The 21622-nt window shown below is 65.0% G+C and carries 19 protein-coding genes; 10 read left to right on the plus strand and 9 right to left on the minus strand.

Annotated features, from left to right (window positions below; all coding sequences use genetic code 11):
* Window positions 1–3: 3 nt before the first annotated feature.
* From EN874_RS18390 to EN874_RS18405, 4 genes are read right to left on the minus strand one after another with little or no spacing between them, the layout of a single operon-like run.
* Complete coding sequence (locus EN874_RS18390) at window positions 4–576, minus strand: hypothetical protein (protein WP_127426360.1); 573 nt, start codon at window positions 574–576, stop codon at window positions 4–6.
* Between the two features lie 10 nt (window positions 577–586).
* Window positions 587–1165, minus strand: coding sequence for a hypothetical protein (locus EN874_RS18395; protein WP_127426361.1), 579 nt, complete (start codon window positions 1163–1165; stop codon window positions 587–589).
* A complete protein-coding gene (locus EN874_RS18400; RefSeq protein WP_127426362.1) occupies window positions 1162–1755 on the minus strand; it encodes a hypothetical protein in 594 nt (197 codons plus the stop codon). The genes EN874_RS18395 and EN874_RS18400 overlap by 4 nt, the downstream gene beginning before the upstream one ends.
* Entirely contained in the window at window positions 1748–3073 is a 1326-nt protein-coding gene (locus EN874_RS18405; protein ID WP_127426363.1) for a hypothetical protein, read from the minus strand. Before EN874_RS18405 ends, EN874_RS18400 begins: the two co-directional genes overlap by 8 nt.
* 252 nt (window positions 3074–3325) lie before the next feature.
* Here EN874_RS18405 and EN874_RS18410 point away from each other — a divergent pair, with 252 nt between their 5' ends.
* Window positions 3326–3958, plus strand: a complete 633-nt coding sequence (locus EN874_RS18410) for a LysE family translocator (RefSeq protein WP_127426364.1) — start codon at window positions 3326–3328, stop codon at window positions 3956–3958.
* A 7-nt stretch (window positions 3959–3965) separates the two neighbouring features.
* On the opposite strand, the gene EN874_RS18415 is transcribed toward EN874_RS18410, so the two are convergent.
* Together EN874_RS18415 and EN874_RS18420 are read right to left on the minus strand one after the other, a co-directional pair.
* Entirely contained in the window at window positions 3966–4721 is a 756-nt protein-coding gene (locus EN874_RS18415; protein WP_127426365.1) for a crotonase/enoyl-CoA hydratase family protein, read from the minus strand.
* Between the two features lie 25 nt (window positions 4722–4746).
* Window positions 4747–6516 carry an acyl-CoA dehydrogenase family protein gene (locus EN874_RS18420; RefSeq protein ID WP_127426366.1) on the minus strand — a complete coding sequence of 590 codons (1770 nt, stop codon included), beginning with the start codon at window positions 6514–6516 and terminating at the stop codon, window positions 4747–4749.
* Between the two features lie 192 nt (window positions 6517–6708).
* Between EN874_RS18420 and EN874_RS18425 the strand changes: the two genes are divergently transcribed.
* A complete protein-coding gene (locus EN874_RS18425) occupies window positions 6709–6945 on the plus strand; it encodes a hypothetical protein (RefSeq protein ID WP_127426367.1) in 237 nt (78 codons plus the stop codon).
* Window positions 6946–7022: 77 nt separating this feature from the next.
* Entirely contained in the window at window positions 7023–8183 is a 1161-nt protein-coding gene (locus EN874_RS18430) for a glycoside hydrolase family 25 protein (RefSeq protein ID WP_127426368.1), read from the plus strand.
* Between the two features lie 12 nt (window positions 8184–8195).
* Here EN874_RS18430 and EN874_RS18435 read toward each other — a convergent pair whose 3' ends face one another.
* Window positions 8196–9038, minus strand: a complete 843-nt coding sequence (locus EN874_RS18435) for an AraC family transcriptional regulator (protein WP_127426479.1) — start codon at window positions 9036–9038, stop codon at window positions 8196–8198.
* A gap of 249 nt (window positions 9039–9287) precedes the next feature.
* Here EN874_RS18435 and EN874_RS18440 point away from each other — a divergent pair, with 249 nt between their 5' ends.
* The 6 genes from EN874_RS18440 (at window position 9288) to EN874_RS18465 (ending at window position 18270) form a co-directional block, all read left to right on the plus strand.
* Entirely contained in the window at window positions 9288–10754 is a 1467-nt protein-coding gene (locus tag EN874_RS18440; protein WP_127426369.1) for an alpha-glucosidase/alpha-galactosidase, read from the plus strand.
* Window positions 10755–10858: 104 nt separating this feature from the next.
* Window positions 10859–12940, plus strand: coding sequence for an ABC transporter substrate-binding protein (locus EN874_RS18445; RefSeq protein ID WP_127426370.1), 2082 nt, complete (start codon window positions 10859–10861; stop codon window positions 12938–12940).
* 113 nt (window positions 12941–13053) lie between these two features.
* Window positions 13054–14061, plus strand: a complete 1008-nt coding sequence (locus EN874_RS18450) for an ABC transporter permease (RefSeq protein ID WP_126085270.1) — start codon at window positions 13054–13056, stop codon at window positions 14059–14061.
* Window positions 14062–15198, plus strand: coding sequence for an ABC transporter permease (locus EN874_RS18455; protein WP_127426371.1), 1137 nt, complete (start codon window positions 14062–14064; stop codon window positions 15196–15198).
* Between the two features lie 10 nt (window positions 15199–15208).
* On the plus strand, window positions 15209–16879 hold the full coding sequence (locus tag EN874_RS18460) for an ABC transporter ATP-binding protein (protein WP_127426372.1): 1671 nt from the start codon (window positions 15209–15211) through the stop codon (window positions 16877–16879).
* 20 nt (window positions 16880–16899) lie between these two features.
* Window positions 16900–18270, plus strand: coding sequence for an alpha-glucosidase/alpha-galactosidase (locus EN874_RS18465; RefSeq protein WP_127426373.1), 1371 nt, complete (start codon window positions 16900–16902; stop codon window positions 18268–18270).
* 59 nt (window positions 18271–18329) lie between these two features.
* Here the strand turns inward: EN874_RS18465 and purD are convergent, their stop codons facing one another.
* Window positions 18330–19610, minus strand: a complete 1281-nt coding sequence (gene purD / locus EN874_RS18470; protein WP_127426374.1) for a phosphoribosylamine--glycine ligase — start codon at window positions 19608–19610, stop codon at window positions 18330–18332.
* 174 nt (window positions 19611–19784) lie between these two features.
* Window positions 19785–20579 carry a phytanoyl-CoA dioxygenase family protein gene (locus EN874_RS18475; RefSeq protein ID WP_127426375.1) on the minus strand — a complete coding sequence of 265 codons (795 nt, stop codon included), beginning with the start codon at window positions 20577–20579 and terminating at the stop codon, window positions 19785–19787.
* A gap of 88 nt (window positions 20580–20667) precedes the next feature.
* On the opposite strand from EN874_RS18475, the gene EN874_RS18480 reads away from it, so the two are divergent.
* Entirely contained in the window at window positions 20668–21579 is a 912-nt protein-coding gene (locus EN874_RS18480; protein WP_127426376.1) for a LysR family transcriptional regulator, read from the plus strand.
* The last annotated feature ends 43 nt before the right edge of the window (window positions 21580–21622 follow it).

Genomic DNA, 21622 nt, shown 5'->3' on the forward strand with positions numbered 1-21622 from the left:
GCTCTAATCCTTTTCCAGCTGGAACAGCAGGAAATGCGGCCGCTCGCTGGCGACGCCGACAGCCGGGCGCACCGACTTGGTCGCCTCCTTCGGCACTAGGAACGTCTCGCGCAGGTTGAGCGTATCGCCGCCCTTGGCGCCGGAGAAGATCGCCGACGTGCAGGTCTGCACGTTGTCCGTGGTTTTCAGCGACACAACAACGGAAGTCGGCGACCAGCGCCGTCCGTCCTTGTCGATCAGCATCACCTTGCAGCCGAGCCATCGGTTCTGCAGGTCGGGATCGCCGATCTTGACCTGGAAGTCGGCCAGCACCGGCACCGAATCCGGCGGCAGGTTCGACATGCCGAAGGCGCCCCGCAGGTCCGTCAGCTTCCAGTCGCTGCCGCCGAAACGGGCGCTTTCGCCCCAGGCGACACGGCGCGGAAACAGGTCGCTGTCGCCAAGCAGCGCCTTGACGCTGTCGTAGGACTCAATGGCCAGGCTCAGCGGGATGAGCAGAACAAGCGACCAAAGGCTGCGGCGGCGCCACTTCCGCTCGCTCGTCCCGCTCTCGCGATCCCGAAGCTCCGCCGTCATTCGATACCCCTCAGATCGGCTGCGTCATATCGAGCGTGCCGAGCGTTCCGGGTGGCAGGCCGTCGGGTCCGATGGCGACCGGCCCGAGCGATATTTCGGCTTGCGAATCGAGCGCCGACATCAGCTTTTCCGAAACCAGCACCACCGCGTCGCTCGCTTCATCCGGCCGCAGCTCGAAGATCAGCCTCGCATTCTTCGGCAGGCCGGGGTCGATGGCCACGGGAAGCAGGCCATTGGCGAAGGACAGCCGCTCCGTCTGGTCATAGGTCAGGCCCGTCGTTCCGCGCCAGGACGCGACCGCCACCGTCGTCGATTGCGCCCGTGCCGCAAGCTCCACCGTGACGACGGCCCAGATACCGCCGGTGGTCAGGACCTTGCTGTCGCCGAACCTGTCGACTTTCAGGTTGCCGGCGAATTCCACCTTCTCGGCACGGATTTCGAAGCCTCGCCCGACGACCGTGTCGCCGAGCTTGCCGCGCGCGGGGATCGGCCCGATCAGGTCGCCGTAATGCGGCTTCGACAACTGCAGGCCGTAGCAAAGCGACACCGCGGCGAGCAGCAGGACGACGTTGGCGAGCTTGCGCATCATGGCTGGATTTCCACGCTGCCGGGCCCGCTGCCGACGGGCAGCGTCAGCGTGCCGATCGGCGCCGGATTGAACCAGCCCGACAGACCGTAGAGATTGTCGCGCTTCTTGTAGGTCTTGCGGATGACCGTCAGCTCGAGGCTTGCCGGCGGAGCCGCTCCGTCCGGCAATTGCCAGACAAAGACCATGCGCTCCGGCATGCCGGGGTGCAGTTCCGGCGACAACGTGGAATCGCGTGCCAGCACGATGAAAGGTTTCGTCGCCGGATCGACCGTTGCCCGGCTCGCCTGCAGGACATCGAAATAGTCCTTTGTCGATTTTGCCGTCCGGTTGGTCATCTCGAGCTCGAGGACGAGTGCCTTCGCGCCGGGCTTGAGCGGCACGCCGTAGAGGTTCTCGCCTTCGGCGGAGTAGGCCTTGAGCGGCCTCAGCAGCCATTCGCCCGTTTCGATCCGGCCGCCAGGCGCCAGAACGGTAAGAGGCTCGTGCCTTGCGCCGAAGGCGCCCATGACGCCGGCGACGGCAATCGCCGTTGCGGTGCCGAAGCCGGCCACCAGCCAGGCTTTCAGACGGGAACCGGCATGCTCAAGCATTCTGGGCCTCGACTTCCGCGGCGCCCGGCGAGCCGGCCGGCCGCGCATCTTCGCTGGCCTGGCGCTTCGGCAGCGCGAAGGCCGCTTCGAGGACGGCGGCGAGGAAGCAGATCCGGACAGGCTCGACCAGGATGCCAGTCGAGGAGTCCTGGAACGGGCTGCCGAACAGCAGCGATACGCCCTCGGAAAGCACCTGCCAGGTATCGAGCCCATGCGGGCCGATGAGGCGCGTCATGCCGAGCCACGCCCAGGCAGCCAGCCAGTCGATCAGGCGGTAGCCGACGATCAGCGTGACGATCAGCACCAGGCCCGAGCTCAGCGTGATGCGCACGCCATTGGCGATCGGCAAATAGCGCGAGCGGTAGCCGGAGACGAAGTGCTCGACGAAGTCGCGCAGGAATTTCGGAATGGCGCGGTAGCGCTCGCCGGCACGTTCGACGCGCCGGTGCATGCGCCTCAGCTCCTTGTCGTCGCGCACGTCGTAGCCGTAGATCAGCGCGGCAAGCACCAGCCAGATCACAGGCAGGAGCATGTAGAAGAACAGGTTGACCAGCTTGGCGGTCGTGTCGATCGACGTGACCTCGACGGGAACCATCGGATCGGCAAAGGCGCTTGCGATCGGGTTCGCGATGCCGTCGGCAGCGGCCTGCAGGGTCGAAAACAAATTGCGGCTCATGATCCAGCCGACGACCTCGTCCTTCCAGCGCGAGATCACATAGAGACCGATGAAGATCCAGTTGGTCTCGCAGATGACCACGACGATCTGCCAGAAGGAGCGCGAGCCGCCGCGCGCCTGCATGGTGATGGCGAAGCGCCGGATCAGCCAGGAGATGACGACGGAAAGGACCAGCCACCGGGAATCCAGGACGTCGAGCACGTTGCCGGCGCCCTCGCCGAAGGGCGCCATGTCGAGCGTGACGCGGGAATATTGCCGCACGGTATCGCCGAGAAAGCCCCAAGCGGCGTAATAGGCGAAGAAGGGCAGCAGCGCGACGGTGACCATGCGCGCCAGCCGCGCGCTGCCGCTGCGCGCCTCGCCCAAACTTTCATCGCGCGCGGCCTGCTGTGCCGCGCGTGTTGCCGGCAAAGCCGGCAGCAGCATCTGGAACATGGCGACGGTGACGATGAGCTGCGTCAGCGCGACCAGCGTCAGCAAGGCAAGCCCCGCCATGTGGTTGACAAGGGCGGTGCGCGCGGCGAGCTGCATGAACAGGTCGCCGAACACGATGCCGAGGAGCACCATGGAAACCAGTTGCGGCCAGAAGCGCCACCAGAGCTTGAAGGTCAGCGCCAGCGGCTTTGCGGCATCGGCAAGCATGTCGAGGCGTTCAGTTGGTCTGCGAACGCCCCCCAGTCATGTCGGCGGGTCGGGTATCGAAGGCGGCGTCTCGGCTCATGTCCTCTCCATTTTCACGAGCCCCCGCACGCGTCGACGAGAGATAGTACAGACCCGAGCGCTTTGACACCCCTGCACCAACCTTTAGGCGAAATTGGACGGTCAACTCGCCTTACGCCAGGAGCCATTTCCGGTCATATTGATGCCAGGACCTCAAGCCTGGCGAGGGTCGGCATGGCAATCTTCCTGGCATTCCTCGGCGTCGCGCTCGTGGTGATCGTCACGCCCGGACCCGATACCGCGATCACCATCCGCAACACCTTGCTCGGCGGCCGCCCGGCGGGAATCCTGACCGCGCTCGGCGTCGGTTGCGGCTTGACGATCTGGGCGCTCGCGACCAGCGTCGGCCTCGTCGCGCTGCTGACGGCGTCCGAACCGCTCTTCCTCGCCGTCAAATATGCCGGCGCCGCCTATCTCGTCTATCTCGGCATGCAGGCGCTGCGCGAGGCGATCCGGCCGGCGCATTTCGACCATGCGCAGGCGCCGGCCCTGCATCATAGACGATTGGCGCCGATCGCCGCATTCCGGCAAGGCCTCATCAGCGATCTCGGCAATCCGAAAATAGCCGTGTTTTTCCCCAGCCTGCTGCCGCAATTCGTGCCGGCCGGACAAGCGTCTTTTCTGTCGCTGCTCCTGCTCGGCGTCGTCTTCGCGCTGATCACCTTCATCTGGCTGACCATCTACGCAACTGTCGTGGCCAAGGCCGGCGACTGGCTGCGACGGCCGACTGTGCGCCGCGTCGTCGAAGCGGTCAGCGGCACGCTGCTGATCGGGCTCGGCATCCGCATCGCGGCCGAGCAGCGATAACGTTAAATCAGCCCGCCTTCTTGCGCGTCATGAAGGCCGTCAGCGCGGCGCGCGCCTCGTCGGAGGTCAGTCGCTCGCGGAAGTGCGCGCTTTCGACCTCGATGCGGGCGATCAATTCGTCGCGCGGCTCGCGCATCAGGTCGCGCGCGATCTTCAGCGCTTGCGGCGGCTTGGCGGCGATCTCGTCGGCGGCCGCCAGCACCGCGCTTTCAAGCGCGTCTTCCGCGACCACGTCGTAGATCAGGCCGGCGGCCTTGGCGCGCTCGGCCGAAAAACCTTCGCCGAGACCGAGCAGCGCGAAGGCGCCCTGCCGGCCGAGGACCCGCGGCGCCAGCAGGCTGGAGCCGGCCTCCGGCACCAGGCCGAGGTCGACGAAGGGCGTGCGGAAGAGCGTGCGCGGGGTGGCGAAGGTCAGGTCGCAATGCAGGTTGAGCGTCGTGCCGATGCCGACGGCGATGCCATCGACGCCCGAAACCATCGGCTTTTCAGTCTTGGCCAGCGCCATCAGGAAATCCCAGACCTCGTTGCCGCCCTCGCCGCCGGTGGCGATGACCAGGAAGTCGGCAAGGTCGTTGCCGGAAGAAAAGGCGCCGGGCACACCGAGGAAGACGTGGACGCGGATAGCCGGATCGGCATCGCCCTCGACAAGAGCGGCCGACATTTTGGCGTACATGGCGCGCGTCAGCGCATTCTTCTTGTCGGGCCGGTTCATGCGGATGATCTGCACGGCGCCCCGGCGCTCGATGAGGATATGGTCGGTCACGGTCGGTTCCTTCGAATGTCAGGGGTCAGACGGATATCAATGCCCTGCCGGCGACGGCGAGGCTCTCCGCGCCGTCGATGACGCGCTCCTTCAGGGCGCGTGTCTCGCCGAGCAGGTTTTCGGCAAAGAAGCGGCAAAGCGCGATGCGGCCGCGGTCGGCCAGCCCGCCTTGCGCCAGATAGGCGCCGCCGGCGGCGAGCGAGATCAGGCGCAGATAGGGCGTGGCGCCGGCCATGGCGGCGTCGGCCTTGCCGCCGGCCAGCAGCTTCTGCAGGAAGCGCGTCGCCTCATCGAGATCGGCAAGGGCGCGATCGAGATTGTCGGCGGTGCGGCCGAAGCCCTCGATGTTGGAGGTGCGCACGCCGTCGGCCATCGCTTTGAGCTCGCCGATATAGCGGTGCACATGCTCGCCGCCGCCGAGCGGCAGCTTGCGCGAGACGAGGTCGATCGCCTGGATGCCGTTGGTGCCTTCATAGATCGGCGCGATGCGCGCATCGCGATAAAGCGCGGCCGCGCCCGTCTCCTCGATGAAGCCCATGCCGCCATGCACCTGGACGCCCAGCGAAGCGACCTCGACGCCGACGTCGGTCGAGAAGGCCTTTGCCAAGGGCGTCAACAGATTGGCACGGTCGCGCCAGGTGGCGGCGGCCTCGCCCTCGGCGATGCGCGCGCGGTCGATGGCATGCGCGCAGGAATAGCTGATGGCGCGCGCGATCTGGGTCAGCGCCCGCATGGTCAACAGATTGCGCTGCACATCCGGGTGATGGACGATCGGCGCCATGCCGGACCCGGCATAGTCCGACGCCTTGCCCTGGCGGCGCTCATTGGCATAGGCGATCGCCTTCTGCGTCGCGGCCTCGGCCACCGCCACGCCCTGCATGCCGACGGCAAGGCGGGCGTTGTTCATCATGGTGAACATGCAGGCGAGACCCTTGTTCTCCTCGCCGATCAGCCAGCCGATGGCTCCCCGCGTCGCGCCCTGGAAACCATCGCCGTAGATCATGGTGCAGGTCGGCGAAGCATGGATGCCGAGCTTGTGCTCGAGGCCGGAACAGAAGACGTCGTTGCGGGCGCCGAGCGAGCCGTCGTCATTGACCAGGAATTTCGGCACCAGGAACAGCGAGATGCCGCGCGTGCCGGCCGGCGCGTCGGGAAGCCTCGCCAGCACCAGGTGGACGATGTTGTCGGTGAAATCGTGCTCGCCATAGGTGATGAAGATCTTCTGGCCGAAGATGCGGTAGGTGCCGTCGCCGGCGGGCTCGGCGCGGGTGCGCAGGGCCGCGAGGTCGGAGCCCGCCTGCGGCTCGGTGAGGTTCATCGTGCCCATCCACTCGCCGGAGACGAGCTTGCCCAGATATTTTTCCTTCAGCGCCTTGGAAGCGTGCTTGTCGAGCGCCTCGACCGCACCCATGGTCAGCGTCGGGCCGATGCCGAAGGCCATGGCGGCGGAGTTCCACATTTCGAGCGCGGCGACGCCGAGCATGGTGGGCAGGCCCTGGCCGCCGAATTCTTCCGGCCCGGAGAGCGCGTTCCAGCCGCCGTCGATCCAGCGCCGGTAGAGCTCCTTCCAGCCGGGCGGCGTGGTGACGGCCGCGTCCTTCGACACCGCGCCATGCTCGTCGCCGATCTTGTAGAGCGGCGCCACCTCTTCGCTGGCGAAACGGCCCGCCTCGGCCAGGATCGCGTCGACGAGGTCTTCGCCGAGATCGCCGAAGGTGCCGGACTCCAGCGCCGGCTTCAGGCCGGCAACGTGCTTCAGCGTGAAGGCGATATCCTCGACCGGTGCGCGATACATGTCTGCTCCTCCTCCGTTCCGGCCAACCGTAGTCGCGCGGCCGAACCGAGACCATCCGCCTTTGGGCCGGTCCCGCGCCTTCTTTTTACGTAAACGTCAAACTTTGTCACGCGGATTTTGCATTCCTTTCCAGGCGTACTAGATACGAAGCAGCCGACCGTCGAGGTCCGGCTCGAGACCAGGCCGAGACCCATGCTTGCCAGACCTGACGCCTATCGTTGCATCGAATGCGGTCTCCCCTATCGGGCTGCCGGCTTCTGGTACCATGAGGGCAAGATGGAGCATGGACCGGCCTACTGGACGGACCGCGGCATATTGTGCTCCCCGCAATGCTCGCTGGCGCATCACAAGAAACGCGCCGCCGAGGGCACGCTGCCGCAAGATCCGGCGCCCGATCCTTTCGAGTTGCAGTCGCTGTTTCGGCGCTGAGCGCCCAATCGGCTTTGAAAGCACTTCCTTAACCATAGCGGTTCAGGATCGTCCTCTGGTCAGTGGGGACACCCTGATTGAAAAAGCCGGCGCGCCCTCTTCGCCGCCTGGCGCTTCTCGCGGCAGCGGTTGCGCTGGGCACGGCGGCAAAGGCCTCGGATTTCTCCGAGCCCTGGAAGAATCCCGACCGCGCGCTGGTGATCGACGCCTACGAATACAATTCCATCGACTGGGCTGAGCTTGCCACCGACAAGCGCATCGTCGGCTTCATCAACAAGGCTTCCGACGGGCTGCCGCCGCCCTATTTCTGCTTCGGCGAAGAGACCGACGTGAAGCTCTGCAAGGCGCTGTGGAAGCGCTTCGCGGTGACGCGCGAGCTCTTCCAGACGCGCAAGGTGGTGGCCAGGGCGCTCGGCCTGAAATGGGGCGCCTACCACCTTGCCCGCCCCGGCAATCCGGTCGAGCAGGCCAATAATTTCGTCGATTTCGCCGAGCCCGCGCCGGACGATCTCATTGCCCTCGACATCGAGGGCATCGATCCGGCGCACTGGATGTCGCTCGAGGACGCGGAAGAATTCGTGCGCCAGGTGCACCGCCGCCTCGGGCGCTTCCCGGTGCTCTACTCGAACGGCAAGACCGCCCAGTACATCGCCGACAACCGCTACACTTACCGGCTGCTGTCCAGGCTGCCGCTCTGGTATGCGCGCTACAAGCCGGACATCGACGTGCATTTCCCGATGGGCAACTGGCAGGGCTACGCGCTCTGGCAGTTTTCCGCCAAGGCGAATTGCGGCCGCTTCAGCTGCCCCTATCGCGTGCCGGGCACGCCGAACGACATCGACGTCAGCGTCGCGCCGATGAAAGCCGATGAGTTGCGCCAGCAATGGGCCTTCGGCGGGCTGATCGACGTGCCGCCCGACTATCTGGCCTCGATCCCGGTGCCGATCCCGCGCGAAGCCGGCCTCGCCGGCAAGGTCACCATCACCTATGCCGATGTGGCGGCGCCGCCGACTTTCGAGGAGCTGGTCGCGGTACTCGGCGCGCGCTGGGAGAAATTCCGCGACGGATTCCGCATGCCGGTGGTGAAGACCGTACCGCAGCGCCCGGGTTTCGGCATCGTTCAATATGTCGCCTGGAAGCGGGCCGGGCAGCGCACGCCCGAACAGCTCGACGCCGCCTTCGCGGCCGCCGATCCGGTCAGCACCGCTTCGACGACGCTCGACCACCGCAGGCAGTAGTCAACGGCACCGTCAGCGATGATTGCTCAGGCTGGCATACATGCCGGTGGTGCGAAACTGCGTCGGGTTGATGCCGTAGCAGCGGCGGAAAACCTTGGAGAAGTAGTTCGCGTCCTCGAAACCGCACAGCACCGCGACTTCCTTCACCGGCAGGAAATCCGCCCTGGTCAGCAGTTTCGCCGCGCGCTGCAGCCGTTGCTGCAGCACGAATTCGGCCGGCGGCAAGCCTTCGCTCTCGGCAAAGCAGCGTGAGAAATGCGCGCGGCTGAGACCGCTGATCCCGACAAGCTCCGCCACCGGCAGCGGCTTGTCGAGATTGGCGTTGATGTGATCGATGACCGGCTGCATGGCGCTCTGCTTCTCGGCGAAGGCGTGCGAGCCGAAGACATCGTCATAGAGCGCCATCGCCGCCTCGTAGGCGATCGCCGACGCGGCGCCCGGCGAGCCCGCCCCCTTGATGAGGCGCAGGCTGCAATCGGCAAGGTGATCGATGGTCGTGGGCTGCAGCCGAAACACGGGGCCTGACACGCCGAGGATGGACTTGTGGACGCGCAGCGCTTCCTCGCCGTTCATCGAGATCCAGAAATATTCCCAGCGGTCGCCCTTGGCCAGCCAGTAGCGATGGTTGTGCGGCACCAGAACCAGCAACGTGTCGTTCGCCTGCAGGCGATAGTTGCGGCTCTCGTAGCGCAACTGCCCGGTGCCGCTGATCGTATGCTGGAGCACGGTGAACGGGGTCTGGCCGCGCTTTCGCCCGTCCCAGTCATAGGTCTCGTCCTCGCGCACCTCATAGCCTGAGCTGGTCGGCATGGCGTGCAGGCGCTGGCGGCCGCGCGGCAGCGAGATCGTCCGCATCGACTGCCCGTTGGCGATCAGGTCCTGCAGCACAAAATTACCCTCGAAAGCATAATCCTTCTCTGGCCGCGCCCGCGAATAAGCGCATAATCCGGCTCATCAAGAACGGGAAAGACCCGCGGTCGAGGAGCGGGCGGGAGGAGAAAGAGCCGGATTTCCGGCTCGAATGGCGAGCACGCGTGCTGGCGTGCGGCCATATCCTCCCCTGCTGCTCCTTGCCTAGCATTCGAATGGATCGAGGTGAAGGTGATGAGTTTCAAAATCGCTATCATTGGCGCCGGGAGCGTCGGTTTCACCAAGAAGCTGTTCACCGATATTCTCTGCGTCCCCGAATTCCGGGACATCGAATTCGCGCTGACCGACATCAGCGAGCACAATCTCGGCATGATCAGGGCGATCCTCGACCGGATCGTGGAAGCCAACAATCTGCCGACCAGGGTGACGGCGACGACCGACCGCCGCAAGGCGCTGGAGGGCGCGCGCTACGTCATCAGCTGCGTGCGCGTCGGCGGCCTCGAAGCCTATGCCGACGACATCCGCATTCCGCTCAAATATGGCATCGACCAGTGCGTCGGCGATACGATCTGCGCCGGCGGCATTCTCTATGGCCAGCGCAACATTCCGGTGATCCTCGATTTCTGCAAGGACATCCGCGCGGTCGCCGAGAGCGGCGCGAAATTCCTGAACTATGCCAACCCGATGGCGATGAACACCTGGGCCGCGATCGAATACGGCAAGGTCGACACGGTCGGGCTCTGCCACGGCGTCCAGCACGGTGCCGCGCAGATCGCCGAAGTGCTCGGTGCGAAATCGTCGAAGGAACTCGACTATGTCTGTTCCGGCATCAACCACCAGACCTGGTTCATCGAGCTCAGGCTGAACGGCCGGCCGATCGGCAAGGACGAGCTGGTCGCCGCCTTCGAAGCGCACCCGGTCTATTCGAAGCAGGAAAAGCTGCGCATCGACGTGCTGAAGCGTTTTGGGGTCTATTCGACCGAGAGCAACGGGCATCTGTCCGAATATCTGCCCTGGTACCGCAAGCGCCCCGACGAGATCACGCGCTGGATCGACATGTCGGACTGGATCCATGGCGAGACCGGCGGCTATCTGCGCTACTCGACCGAGACGCGCAACTGGTTCGAGACGGAATATCCGCAATTCCTCGAAGCCGCGTCGAAGCCGATCGATCCGGCAAAACGCTCCAACGAGCATGCCAGCCACATTCTCGAGGCGCTGGAGACCAACCGCGTCTATCGCGGGCACTTCAACGTCCGGAACAACGGCGTGATCGCCAACCTGCCGCAGGACGCCATCATCGAGTCGCCCGGCTTCGTCGACCGCTTCGGCATCAACATGGCGGCCGGCATCACGCTGCCCGAGGCCTGTGCCGCCACCTGCATGTCCTCGATCAACGTCCAGCGCATGTCGGTGCATGCCGCGATTGCCGGCGACATCGATCTGTTGAAGCTCGCCGTGCTTCACGATCCGCTGGTCGGCGCCGTGTCGACGCCGGAAGAGGTCTGGCAGATGGTGGACGAGATGGTCGTCGCCCAGGCCGCCTGGCTGCCGCAATACGCCGATGCCGTGCCGGCGGCAAAAGAGCGGCTTTCGAAATCCAGGGTCAAGACCCGCGAATGGGCGGGCGCGGCGCGGCGAAGCGTGCGCTCGATCGAGGAATTGCGCGCCGAAAAGGCGGCATTGAAACAGGCCGGCTGAGCCTCGGCCATTGTGCTGGCCCCAGGGAGGCGGGTCGGCCGGTTCAGCCGCCTGGAAATAGCGGGCGGAAAGCAGAAAACGTCCTGATCACGTGGGAGGAGACAATGAGGACCTTACGCAGAATTGGCATTGCCGCCGGACTGACGCTCGGCGTTTCAGTTCCGGCTCTCAACGCTTTCGCATCCGAGCCGACGGCGCCGCCGGAACCGGCGACGTTTCCGGCCGAAGGCAAGATCCATTTTGTGGCGCGCGACTCCATCCTGGAGTTCAAGGCGCTGCCCGAATATCACGAGCCCGACTGGGTGACGGAGAAATACGTCAAGACCGGCAAGCTGCCGCCGGTGAAGGACCGGCTGCCGAAAGAGCCGCTGGTCTTCAAGACCGCCAACATGCCGGACGGCGTCGGCGTCTATGGCGACACGATGCGGCACGTCATCGGCGGCAGGCCGGAAGGCTGGAACTACGGCGCCGGCCAGACGCAAGGCTGGGGCGGCATCGACATCGGCCTTTCGGAATGCCTGACGCGCACCGCGCCGCTGTTCCAGGTCGAGGCCAAGGACACCGAACCGCTGCCGAACCTCGCCAGGAGCTGGGAATGGTCGAAGGACGGCCACAAGCTCACCATGCATCTCATCGAAGGCGCCAAATGGTCGGACGGCGTGCCCTTCAACGCCGACGACGTCATGTTCTACTGGGACGACGAGGTCGTCGACCCCAACGTCTCGCCGCTGAACGGCGCGACGCCGGAAACCTTCGGCGTCGGCACGACGCTGAAGAAGATCGACGACTACACCGTCGAGTGGACCTTCAAGGACGCGTTCCCGAGACAGTATCTCTACACGATGGCCTATGGCACCTTCTGCCCCGGCCCTTCGCACATATTGAAGCCGCAGCATCCGAAGTATTCGAAGAATACCTACGACCAGTTCAAGAATGCCTTCCCGCCGGAGTTCATGAACATGCCGGTGATGGGTGCCTGGGTGCCGGTCGCATACCGGCCCGACGACATCATCGTCCTGCGGCGCAACCCCTATTACTGGAAGGTCGACGAGAAGGGCAATCAACTGCCCTATCTCAACGAGCTGCAATACAAGCTCTCGACATGGGCCGACCGCGACGTCCAGGCGGTGGCGGGCTCGGGCGACTTCTCCAACCTCGAGCAGCCGGAAAACTTCGTCGCCTCGCTGAAGCGCGCCGCCGAGAAGAACGCGCCGGCGCGGCTTGCCTTCGGTCCGCGCCTCATCGGCTACAATCTGCGCTTCAACTTCTCCGCCAATGGCTGGGGCAACCCGGACGAGCGCGGCCAGGCGCTGCGCGAGCTGAACCGCAATGAGGACTTCCGCAAGGCCGTCACCATGGCGCTCGACCGCAAGGCGCTCGGCGATTCGCTGGTCAAGGGGCCGTTCACCGCCATCTATCCCGGTGGCTTCTCGTCCGGCACCAGCTTCTACGACCGCAAGTCGACCGTCTACTATCCCTTCGACCTCGAAGGCGCCAAGGCCGAGCTTGCCAAGGCCGGCCTCAAGGATACCGACGGCGACGGCTTCGTCAACTTCCCGGCCGGCACCGCCGGCGGCAAGGATGTCGAGATCGTGATGCTGGTCAACAACGACTACATCACCGACAAGAGCCTCGCCGAAGGCGTCGTGGCGCAGATGGAAAAGCTGGGCTTGAGGGTCGTGCTCAATGGCGTAAACGGCACGCAGCGCGACGCGACCCAATATTCGGGCCGCTTCGACTGGCTGATCCGGCGCAACGAGCAGGAGCTCACCTCCGTCGTGCAGAACACGGTGCAACTCGCTCCGGTCGGTCCGAAGACCAGTTGGGACCATCGCGCGCCGGAAAGCGGCGAGGTCGATCTGATGCCGTTCGAGAAGAACTTGGTCGACATCGTCAATAAGTTCGTCTCGACGCAGGACAACGACCAGCGCGCGGAGCTGATGAAGAAGTTCCAGAAGATCTCGACGGAAAACGTCTACAATGTCGGCCTGACGGAATATCCGGGCGCGCTGATCGTCAACAAGCGCTTCTCGAACATCCCGCAGGGAACACCGATCTTCATGTTCAACTGGGCCGAGGATTCGATCATCCGCGAACGCGTCTTCGTCGCGGCCGACAAGCAGGCCAAGTATGAACTCTTCCCTGAGGAACTCCCCGGCAAACCGGGAGACAAAGGCCCGATGTAAGGTTTACCTCCCCTGACGAAGAAAGTCCGGCCGCGCCGCGGCGCGGCCGGACCAACGAAACTTCCGAACGCACCCGAGGGAGCGACCGGCCAGACAAAGGAAGCGGACCGTCCATGTTGCGATTCCTGCTCATGCGCATAGCGTCGGCGCTTCCCGTCCTCGCCATTTTGAGCCTCGTCACCTTCGCCATCATCCAGGCGCCTCCCGGCGACTACGCCGACTATATCCGCTCGCAGCTGATCAACCAGGGCGGAGCCTCCTACGCCGAGGCGGATGCGCAGGCGCAGGCCTACCGGAAAGAACATGGCCTCGATAAGCCGCTGCCCGTCCAGTATCTCAACTGGATCGGCGGCATCGTCACTCGCGGCGATTTCGGCTACAGCCTCTATTACAACAAGCCGGTCGCCGATGTGGTCGGCGAGCGGCTGCCGCGCACGCTGCTCCTGGCGCTGGTCTGCCACCTGCTCGCCTCGGTGCTCGGCATCAGCTTCGGCATATGGGCGGCGACCCGGCAGTATTCCTGGATCGACTCCACGCTTTCGGCCATCTCATTCCTCGGCATGACGGTGCCGCGCTTCCTGATGGCGCTGATCATCGTGTATCTGCTGGTCTTCCAGTTCAACGTGTCGGAGATCGGCTCGTTCTTCTCGCCGCAATATGGCGGCGCGCCATGGTCGTGGGCGAAGTTCGTCGACCTCGTCAAGCATGTCTGGCCGGTGGTGGCGATCGCGACCTTCGGCGGGCTCGCCTACAACATGCGCGTCATGCGCGGCAACCTGCTCGACACGCTCAACGCGCAATATGTCGAGACGGCGAAGGCCAAGGGACTGACCGGCGGCGCGGTGGTGATGCGCCATGCCGTGCCCAACGCGCTGCATCCTTTGGTCATGTATCAGGGCGTGGTCCTGCCCTACATGCTGACCGGCGAGATCGAGACGGCGATCATCTTCGCGCTGCCCACAGTCGGACCGGCGATCGTCGGCTCGATGGCGGTCGGCGATGTCTATGTGACCGCAACCTTCATGATGGTGCTGTCGGCGACGCTGATCGTCGGCAACATCATTGCCGACATGTTGCTCGCGCTTCTCGACCCGCGCGTGCGCCAGTTCGGGGAGCATTAGATGCTGGCGCGCGATCCATCACCTCCACCGCCGCCGGCCGAAGGCGCAGTGCACCAGCCCGCCCACGGCAACGAGAGCTACGTGGCGCTCGTCTGGCGCAGGCTGAGGCGCTCCTGGACCGGCATGGCCGGACTTTGCCTGGTCGTGCTGCTGCTCGCGATGGCCGTGTTCGCGGAATTCCTGGCGCCTTTGGACCCGAAGGCGACCGATATCGCCTTCGCTCCGCCGGAGGTGCCCGCTTTCCGCGACAAGGACGGCAATTTCACCGCGCGGCCGAGAATCTACGTGCTGGCCGAGTCGACCGATCTCGACCCGGTCACATTCCAGCCGATCGTCGGGCCCGACTACGACCATCCGCGACTGCTCGGCTTCTTCGTCGAGGGCGCGCCCTACAAGCTGCTCGGTCTCATCCCGGCGGGCCGGCACCTCTTCGGTTCGATGGACGGCCAGCCGGTGCATTTCCTCGGCACCGACAAGTTCGGCCGCGACGTGCTGTCGCGCGCCATCCATGGTTCGCGCGTCTCGCTGATGATCGCGCTGACGGTCGTCTTCATCGTCACCGTCATCGGCACCACCGTGGGCATGGCATCGGGCTATTTCGGCGGCAAGTTCGATGTCTGGATGCAGCGCTTCGTCGAGCTTGTGCTCGCCTTCCCGCAACTGCCGCTCTATCTCGCGCTGACGACGCTGATCCCGGTCACCGCGCCGACCAATGTCTTCCTCGCCTTCGTCATCATCGTCATGTCGGCGCTGGGCTGGGCGCAGATGTCGCGCGAGGTGCGCGGCAAGACTCTGGCGCTGGCGCGCATCGACTATGTGCGCGCCGCCATGGCGGTGGGCGCCACCGACCGGCGCATCATCATGCAGCACATCTTCCCCAATGTGATGAGCCATGTGATCGTCGCCGTGACGCTGGCGATCCCGACGGTGGTGCTGCTCGAATCCTTCCTCGGCTTCCTCGGGTTCGCGGTGAAGCCGCCGCTGATCTCGTGGGGGCTGATGCTGCAGGACACCGCGACCTATTCGGTCATCGGCACCTATCCGTGGATCCTGTCGCCGGTCGGCTTCGTGCTGATCACCGTCTTTGCCTTCAACGCGCTGGGCGACGGCCTGCGCGATGCCGTCGATCCCTATTGAGGCGGCGAGGATGACGACGATCGCGCTAGCCGAATCCTTCGCACCCGCCGTCCGGCACGACCATGACGGTCGCCATGAGCAGCCCGTCATCGACGCCCGCAACATCGAGGTCGCCTTCAAGGTCGAGCACGGCACCGTCGAGGCGGTCAAGGACGTCTCGTTCCAGCTCTATCGCGGCGAGACGATCGCGATTGTCGGCGAATCCGGCTCCGGCAAGTCGGTGACGGCACGCACCGTCATGGGCCTGCTGTCGCGGCGGGCGACGGTATCGCCGAGGTCGAGCGTCGAATATCTCGGGCAAAACATCCTGAAATTTTCCGAGCGCGCCCGACGCAAGCTGCGCGGCAACCGCATCTCGATGATCTTCCAGGAGCCCATGAGCTCGCTCAACCCGATCTACACGGTCGGCAGCCAGATCGTCGAAGCGATCAGGGTGCATCGCAAGGTGAGCCGCAGGCAAGCCTGGGCGCGGGCGCTCGAGCTTTTGCGGCATGTGCAGATTCCCGAGCCGGAAGCGCGGCTCAAGCAATATCCGCATCAGCTCTCCGGCGGGCAGCGCCAGCGCGTCATGATCGCCATGGCTCTGGCCAACGACCCCGACGTGCTGATCGCCGACGAGCCGACGACAGCGCTCGACGTCACGGTGCAGGCGCAGATCCTGAACCTGATCCGCAATCTGCAGAAAGAGCTGCGGATGGCGGTGATCCTCATCACCCACGACCTCACCGTGGTGCGCAAGTTCTCCGACTACGTCTATGTCATGCAGCATGGCGAGATGCGCGAGCACAACGTCACCGAACGGCTCTTTGCCGACCCGCAGCATCCCTATACGCGGCGGCTGCTTGCTTCCGAGCCGCACGGAGGGCCGAAGCCATTGCCTGACAAATCCGGCACCATTCTGGAAGCGAACGGTGTGCGCGTCTGTTTCATGATGCGCCACGGCAGCTTCCTGAAGCCCGACTGGCGCGAGTTGGTCGCGGTCGACGATCTCGACCTCAAGCTCTGCCGCCACGAGACGCTTGGGCTGGTCGGCGAATCCGGTTCCGGCAAGACAACCTTCGGCCAGGCCCTGCTTCGGCTGCTGGACGCCAGGCGCGGCGAGATCCGTTTCGACGGCCAGCCGATCCACGGGCTGACGAGGGCGGGGATGCGGCCGCTGCGCTCGCGCATGCAGATCGTCTTCCAGGATCCTTTCTCCTCGCTCAATCCGCGCATGACGATCGGCCAGATCATCGAGGAAGGACTGGCCGTCAACAGGATCGGGGCGACGCGGCGCGAACGGGTCGAGCGGGTGCGCGAGGCGCTGGTGAGCGCCGGCATGCCGGGCGATATCCTGTCGCGGTTTCCGCACGAATTCTCCGGCGGCCAGCGGCAACGCATCGCGATCGCGCGGGCCATCGCGCTGGAGCCGGAATTCATCCTGCTCGACGAACCGACATCGGCGCTCGACCTTTCGGTGCAGGCGCAGATCATCGACCTGTTGCGCAAGCTGCAGGACGAGCGGGGCCTGAGCTACCTGTTCATCTCGCACGACCTCAAGGTGGTGCGGGCGCTGTGTCATCGCGTCATCGTCATGCAGCACGGCAAGATCGTAGAACAGGGCCCCGTCGACGAGGTGCTTTCCAATCCCAAGACCGCCTACACCGAACGGCTCGTCAGGGCCGCCTTCGACGTGGCGTGACCATATGCCGGAGGTTCACAGTGGCTAGAAATCCCAAGATCACGTTCATCGGCGCCGGCTCGACGGTGTTCATGAAGAATATCGTCGGCGACGTGCTGCAACGGCCAGCGCTGTCCGGCGCCACGATCGCGCTGATGGACATCAATCCGCAGCGGCTGGAGGAGAGCGCCGTCGTGGTCAACAAGCTGGTCGCCACGCTCGGCGTGAAGGCCAAGGCCGAGACCTATTCCGACCAGCGGAAGGCGCTCGCCGGAGCCGACTTCGTCGTCGTCGCCTTCCAGATCGGCGGCTACGAGCCCTGCACCGTCACCGATTTCGAGGTGCCGAAGAAATACGGCCTGCGCCAGACGATCGCCGACACGCTCGGCGTCGGCGGCATCATGCGCGGCTTGAGGACCGTGCCGCATCTGTGGAGGATCTGCGAGGATATGCTCGCCGTCTGCCCGCAAGCGATCATGCTGCAATACGTCAACCCGATGGCCATCAACACCTGGGCAATCGCGGAGAAATACCCCACAATCAAGCAGGTCGGGCTCTGCCACTCGGTGCAAGGCACGGCGATGGAGCTGGCGCACGATCTCGACCTGCCCTACGAAGAGATCCGCTACCGTTCGGCCGGCATCAACCACATGGCCTTTTATCTCAAGTTCGAGCATCGCCAGGCGGACGGCACATACCGCGACCTCTATCCCGACCTTGTGCGCGCCTATCGCGAAGGCCGCGCACCGAAGCCGGGCTGGAACCCGCGCTGCCCGAACAAGGTGCGCTACGAGATGCTGACCCGGCTCGGCTATTTCGTCACCGAAAGCTCGGAGCATTTCGCCGAATACACGCCCTATTTCATCAAGGACGGCCGCCCCGACCTGATCGAGAAATACGGCATTCCGCTCGACGAATATCCCAAGCGTTGCATCGAGCAGATCGAGCGCTGGAAGGGCCAGGCGGAAGCCTACCGCTCGGCCGACCGGATCGAGGTCGAGCAATCGAAGGAATACGCCTCCTCGATCATGAACTCGGTGTGGACCGGCGAGCCGTCGGTGATCTACGGCAATGTCCGCAACAATGGCTGCATCACCTCGCTGCCTTTCGACTGCGCGGCGGAAGTGCCGTGCCTGGTCGATGCCTCGGGCATCCAGCCGACCTATATCGGCGACCTGCCGCCGCAGCTGACCGCACTGATCCGCACCAACATCAATGTCCAGGAACTGACGGTGCGGGCGCTGATGAGCGAAAACCGCGAGCACATCTATCACGCGGCGATGATGGACCCGCATACGGCGGCCGAGCTCGATCTCGACCAGATCTGGTCGCTGGTCGACGACTTGCTCGCCGCCCATGGCGACTGGCTGCCGGCCTGGGCGCGTGGGGGCCGCAAAAGCGCGGCCGCCTGATCACGTTTGTTTTGAGCAATTCCGGACAGAAAACCGCTACGCACTTTTCCTGGAATTGCTCAGGCGCCGGTCTGCTCGCGCTCGACGGCGCGCCAGCCGATGTCGCGGCGGCAGAAGCCCTGCGGCCAGTCGATATGGTCGACCGCCGCATAAGCCTGCTTCTGCGCCTCCGCGACCGTGGCGCCGGTCGCGGTGACGTTGAGCACGCGGCCGCCATTGGCGACCAGCGCGCCGCCATTGATGGCGGTGCCGGCGTGGAAGATCTCGGCGCCTTCGGCTGCCGCTTCGTCGAGGCCGCGGATGACCGAGCCCTTTTCCGGCGTGCCGGGATAGCCCCGCGCCGCCATCACCACGGTGAGTGCGGCCTCGTCGCTCCAGCGCGCCGACATATGAGCGAGCTGGCCATCGACGGCGGCGTTGAGCAGGACCAGCAGATCGTCCTTCAGCCGCATCATCAGCACCTGGCATTCCGGATCGCCGAAGCGGGTGTTGTATTCGATGAGCTTCGGGCCCTGGTCCGTGATCATTAGTCCGGCGAACAGGATGCCGGCGAAGGGCGCGCCGAGATTGGCCATGCCGCGCATGGTCGGCTCGATGATCTCGCGCACGGTGCGCTCGGTCATTTCGGGCGTCATCACCGGCGCCGGCGAATAGGCGCCCATGCCGCCGGTGTTCGGGCCGGTGTCGCCGTCGCCGACGCGCTTGTGGTCCTGCGCGGTGCCGAAGGGCAGCGCGGTGGCGCCGTCGCACAGGCAGAAGAAGCTCGCCTCCTCGCCGGTCAGATACTCCTCGACCACCACCTCGGCGCCGGCGGCGCCGAAGGCGCCTTCGAAACAGGCCTCGAGCGCGGCCAGCGCCTCGGGAAGCGTCATGGCGATGGTGACGCCCTTGCCGGCGGCGAGCCCGTCGGCCTTGATGACGATCGGCGCGCCGGTCGTCTCGACATAGGCTTTCGCCGAGGCGAGATCGCCGAAGCGGCCATAGGCGGCGGTCGGGATGTTGAATTTGGCGCAGAGGTCCTTGGTGAAGCCCTTCGAGCCTTCGAGCCGCGCCGCCGCCTTGGACGGACCGAAGACGCGGATGCCCCAGGCGCGCAGGTCGTCGGCGATGCCGGCCACCAGCGGGGCTTCAGGACCGACCACGACGAGGTCGATCTTCTTCTCCTGGCAGAAGGCGGCCACGGTGGAATGGTCGGCAACGTCCAGCTTGACGAGCTCTGCGAAACGGCCGATGCCGGGATTGCCGGGCGACGCATAGAGCCTGGTCAAGAGCGGCGAGGCGGCGATCTTCCAGGCAAGCGCATGTTCGCGGCCGCCCGAGCCGAGAAGAAGAACGTTCATGGCCACCTCTTGCTGATCGTCTCCCTGCACTCGCTATTGGTCCGCGGGCGACGGGTCAAGGCGTCTCGGCAATTTGGCGGCAATTGCGCACGGGAACATGACCCTCATCAAGAGGTGATGAGACAAGGCTGGGCCTGGCGAGGTGGTCCGGCCGATCAGTCCCCGAAGAACGGCTCAGCTCTGGAAGATGATAGGGAACCAGTCCTCGCGCAGTTTCTGGCCGGGCTTCATGTCATGACCCGGATAAGGCGGCGAGGTGCGGCCCGGCCGCTCGACATAATGCGCGTCGTCGCCGACCCAGCGCAGCGACAGCGCCCGGCGCCTGGCCGACGTCATGTTGCCGCGCGCGCCATGGGCGGTGCGAAAATCGAACAGGATGGCGTCGCCAGGCTCCATCTCCCATTCGAGCACTTTCATCGACGGGTCGTTGTCGGGATCGGGGACCGGGAGGTAGTCGCCCTCGCCCGCATAGAAATTGGCGTCGTTCAGCCAGCGCACCGGCAGGACCATCTTTTCCCATTTATGCGAGCCGGCGATCAGCCGAAGCGTCGCCTCCCTCACCGGATCGATCGGGATCCAGAAGCTCACCGTCTGGCTGCCGTCGACGAAATAGTAGGGGATGTCCTGGTGCCAGGGCGTCGGCTTCTGCGTGCCGGGTTCCTTGACCAGAACGTGGTCGTGGAAGAACTGCGCGCTGCGCGACTGCATGACCGCCGCCGCGAGCTCTGCCGCCGGCGATTCGCGCACGACCCTGACGAATTCCGGGATGCGTTCCCAGTTGCAGTAATCGTCGAAGAAGCTGCCCTTGCCGCCGGCGATGTCCGAGGCGGTGGCGCTGCGGTTCTCAATGTTGCGCTCGATGCCGCCGGCAATGACATCGACCCAGTCCTTGAAGGCGCCGCGGATGCAAACCGCGCCATCGCGCTGATAGTCGGCAATTGTTGCGGCATCGATTTTGGGGCTGGCCATCGCGCTCTCCGTGATTGGACGCCAACTATCGCAGGCGCGTCATATCGCGTAAAATAATAACTTCTCATCACATTTATAGTTTTGTCCTATGAATTTGACCCTCACGCAGTTGCGCTATGTCGTTGCCGTGGCACGCTACGGCGGCGTCACCATGGCCGCCAGGGCGCTGAGCGTGTCGCAGCCTTCGATCTCGGTGGCGATCGACAATGTCGAGGATGCGCTCGGCCAGAAACTGTTCGTGCGCCAGCGGGGAAGCGGCATCGCGCTGACGTCGTTCGGCCGCGGCGCGGTTGCCAAGGCCAGGCAGGTGCTGGCCGAGGCGGATGAGTTGGCCGCGCTCGGATCGCGCGAGGCCGATGTCGGCGGCGAGCTGGTGCTCGGCTGCTTCGAGGATCTCGCCCCCTATTTCGCCCCGGCGCTGATGCGCGCTTTCGCCGAGCGCTGTCCGTCGGTGACCGTCATTGTCCGCGACGAAACCTTCGAGACGCTGGGACGGCGCCTGGCCGACGGCGCGGTCGATCTCGGCCTGACCTACGATCTCGGCCTGCCGGCGCATTTCAAGCGCGTGCTCCTGCACGAGCTTCGGCCGCACGCGCTGCTGCCGGCCGGCCACGTGCTGGCGGACAAGCGGACCGTCAGCCTGGCGGAGTTGGCCGCGCATCCGCTGATCACCACCGAGCAGCCGTACAGCTGGCAGCACATGCTCGATCTCTTCCTCAGCCGCGGCCTGTCGCCTGTCGCCCAGTCGTCGACAAGCTCGTTCGAACTGCAGCGCAGCATGGTGGCCAACGGCTTCGGCGTCGCCGTCAGCTACACCAGACCGCATGGCGACAGGAGCTATGACGGCCTGCCGCTGGTCTGCAAGCCGATTTCCGATCCGCTCCCGATGCAACGCATCATTCTTGCCCATGACACGCGCCAGCGCCTGCCGAAGCCAGCGCTCGCCTTCATCGAGGTCGCAAAAGCCTGGTTCGCCAGTCACGATGTTTTCAACGGCTGAGCGGCTAGAGTGGTTCACCGTTTCACGGAAACGGCGAACCACT

The organism is Mesorhizobium sp. M1D.F.Ca.ET.231.01.1.1 (genome assembly GCF_003999155.2).
Taxonomy (GTDB): Bacteria; Pseudomonadota; Alphaproteobacteria; order Rhizobiales; family Rhizobiaceae; genus Mesorhizobium.

Excerpts from the sequence above, each read along its gene's own strand:
- EN874_RS18390 (WP_127426360.1), bottom strand. The coding sequence starts at position 576 with ATGACGGCGGAGCTTCGGGATCGCGAGAGCGGGACGAGCGAGCGGAAG.
- EN874_RS18395 (WP_127426361.1), bottom strand. The coding sequence starts at position 1,165 with ATGATGCGCAAGCTCGCCAACGTCGTCCTGCTGCTCGCCGCGGTGTCG.
- EN874_RS18400 (WP_127426362.1), bottom strand. The coding sequence starts at position 1,755 with ATGCTTGAGCATGCCGGTTCCCGTCTGAAAGCCTGGCTGGTGGCCGGC.
- EN874_RS18405 (WP_127426363.1), bottom strand. The coding sequence starts at position 3,073 with ATGCTTGCCGATGCCGCAAAGCCGCTGGCGCTGACCTTCAAGCTCTGG.
- EN874_RS18410 (WP_127426364.1), top strand. The coding sequence starts at position 3,326 with ATGGCAATCTTCCTGGCATTCCTCGGCGTCGCGCTCGTGGTGATCGTC.
- EN874_RS18420 (WP_127426366.1), bottom strand. The coding sequence starts at position 6,516 with ATGTATCGCGCACCGGTCGAGGATATCGCCTTCACGCTGAAGCACGTT.
- EN874_RS18425 (WP_127426367.1), top strand. The coding sequence starts at position 6,709 with ATGCTTGCCAGACCTGACGCCTATCGTTGCATCGAATGCGGTCTCCCC.
- EN874_RS18435 (WP_127426479.1), bottom strand. The coding sequence starts at position 9,038 with ATGCGGACGATCTCGCTGCCGCGCGGCCGCCAGCGCCTGCACGCCATG.
- EN874_RS18440 (WP_127426369.1), top strand. The coding sequence starts at position 9,288 with ATGAGTTTCAAAATCGCTATCATTGGCGCCGGGAGCGTCGGTTTCACC.
- EN874_RS18445 (WP_127426370.1), top strand. The coding sequence starts at position 10,859 with ATGAGGACCTTACGCAGAATTGGCATTGCCGCCGGACTGACGCTCGGC.
- EN874_RS18450 (WP_126085270.1), top strand. The coding sequence starts at position 13,054 with ATGTTGCGATTCCTGCTCATGCGCATAGCGTCGGCGCTTCCCGTCCTC.
- EN874_RS18455 (WP_127426371.1), top strand. The coding sequence starts at position 14,062 with ATGCTGGCGCGCGATCCATCACCTCCACCGCCGCCGGCCGAAGGCGCA.
- EN874_RS18460 (WP_127426372.1), top strand. The coding sequence starts at position 15,209 with ATGACGACGATCGCGCTAGCCGAATCCTTCGCACCCGCCGTCCGGCAC.
- purD (WP_127426374.1), bottom strand. The coding sequence starts at position 19,610 with ATGAACGTTCTTCTTCTCGGCTCGGGCGGCCGCGAACATGCGCTTGCC.
- EN874_RS18475 (WP_127426375.1), bottom strand. The coding sequence starts at position 20,579 with ATGGCCAGCCCCAAAATCGATGCCGCAACAATTGCCGACTATCAGCGC.
- EN874_RS18480 (WP_127426376.1), top strand. The coding sequence starts at position 20,668 with ATGAATTTGACCCTCACGCAGTTGCGCTATGTCGTTGCCGTGGCACGC.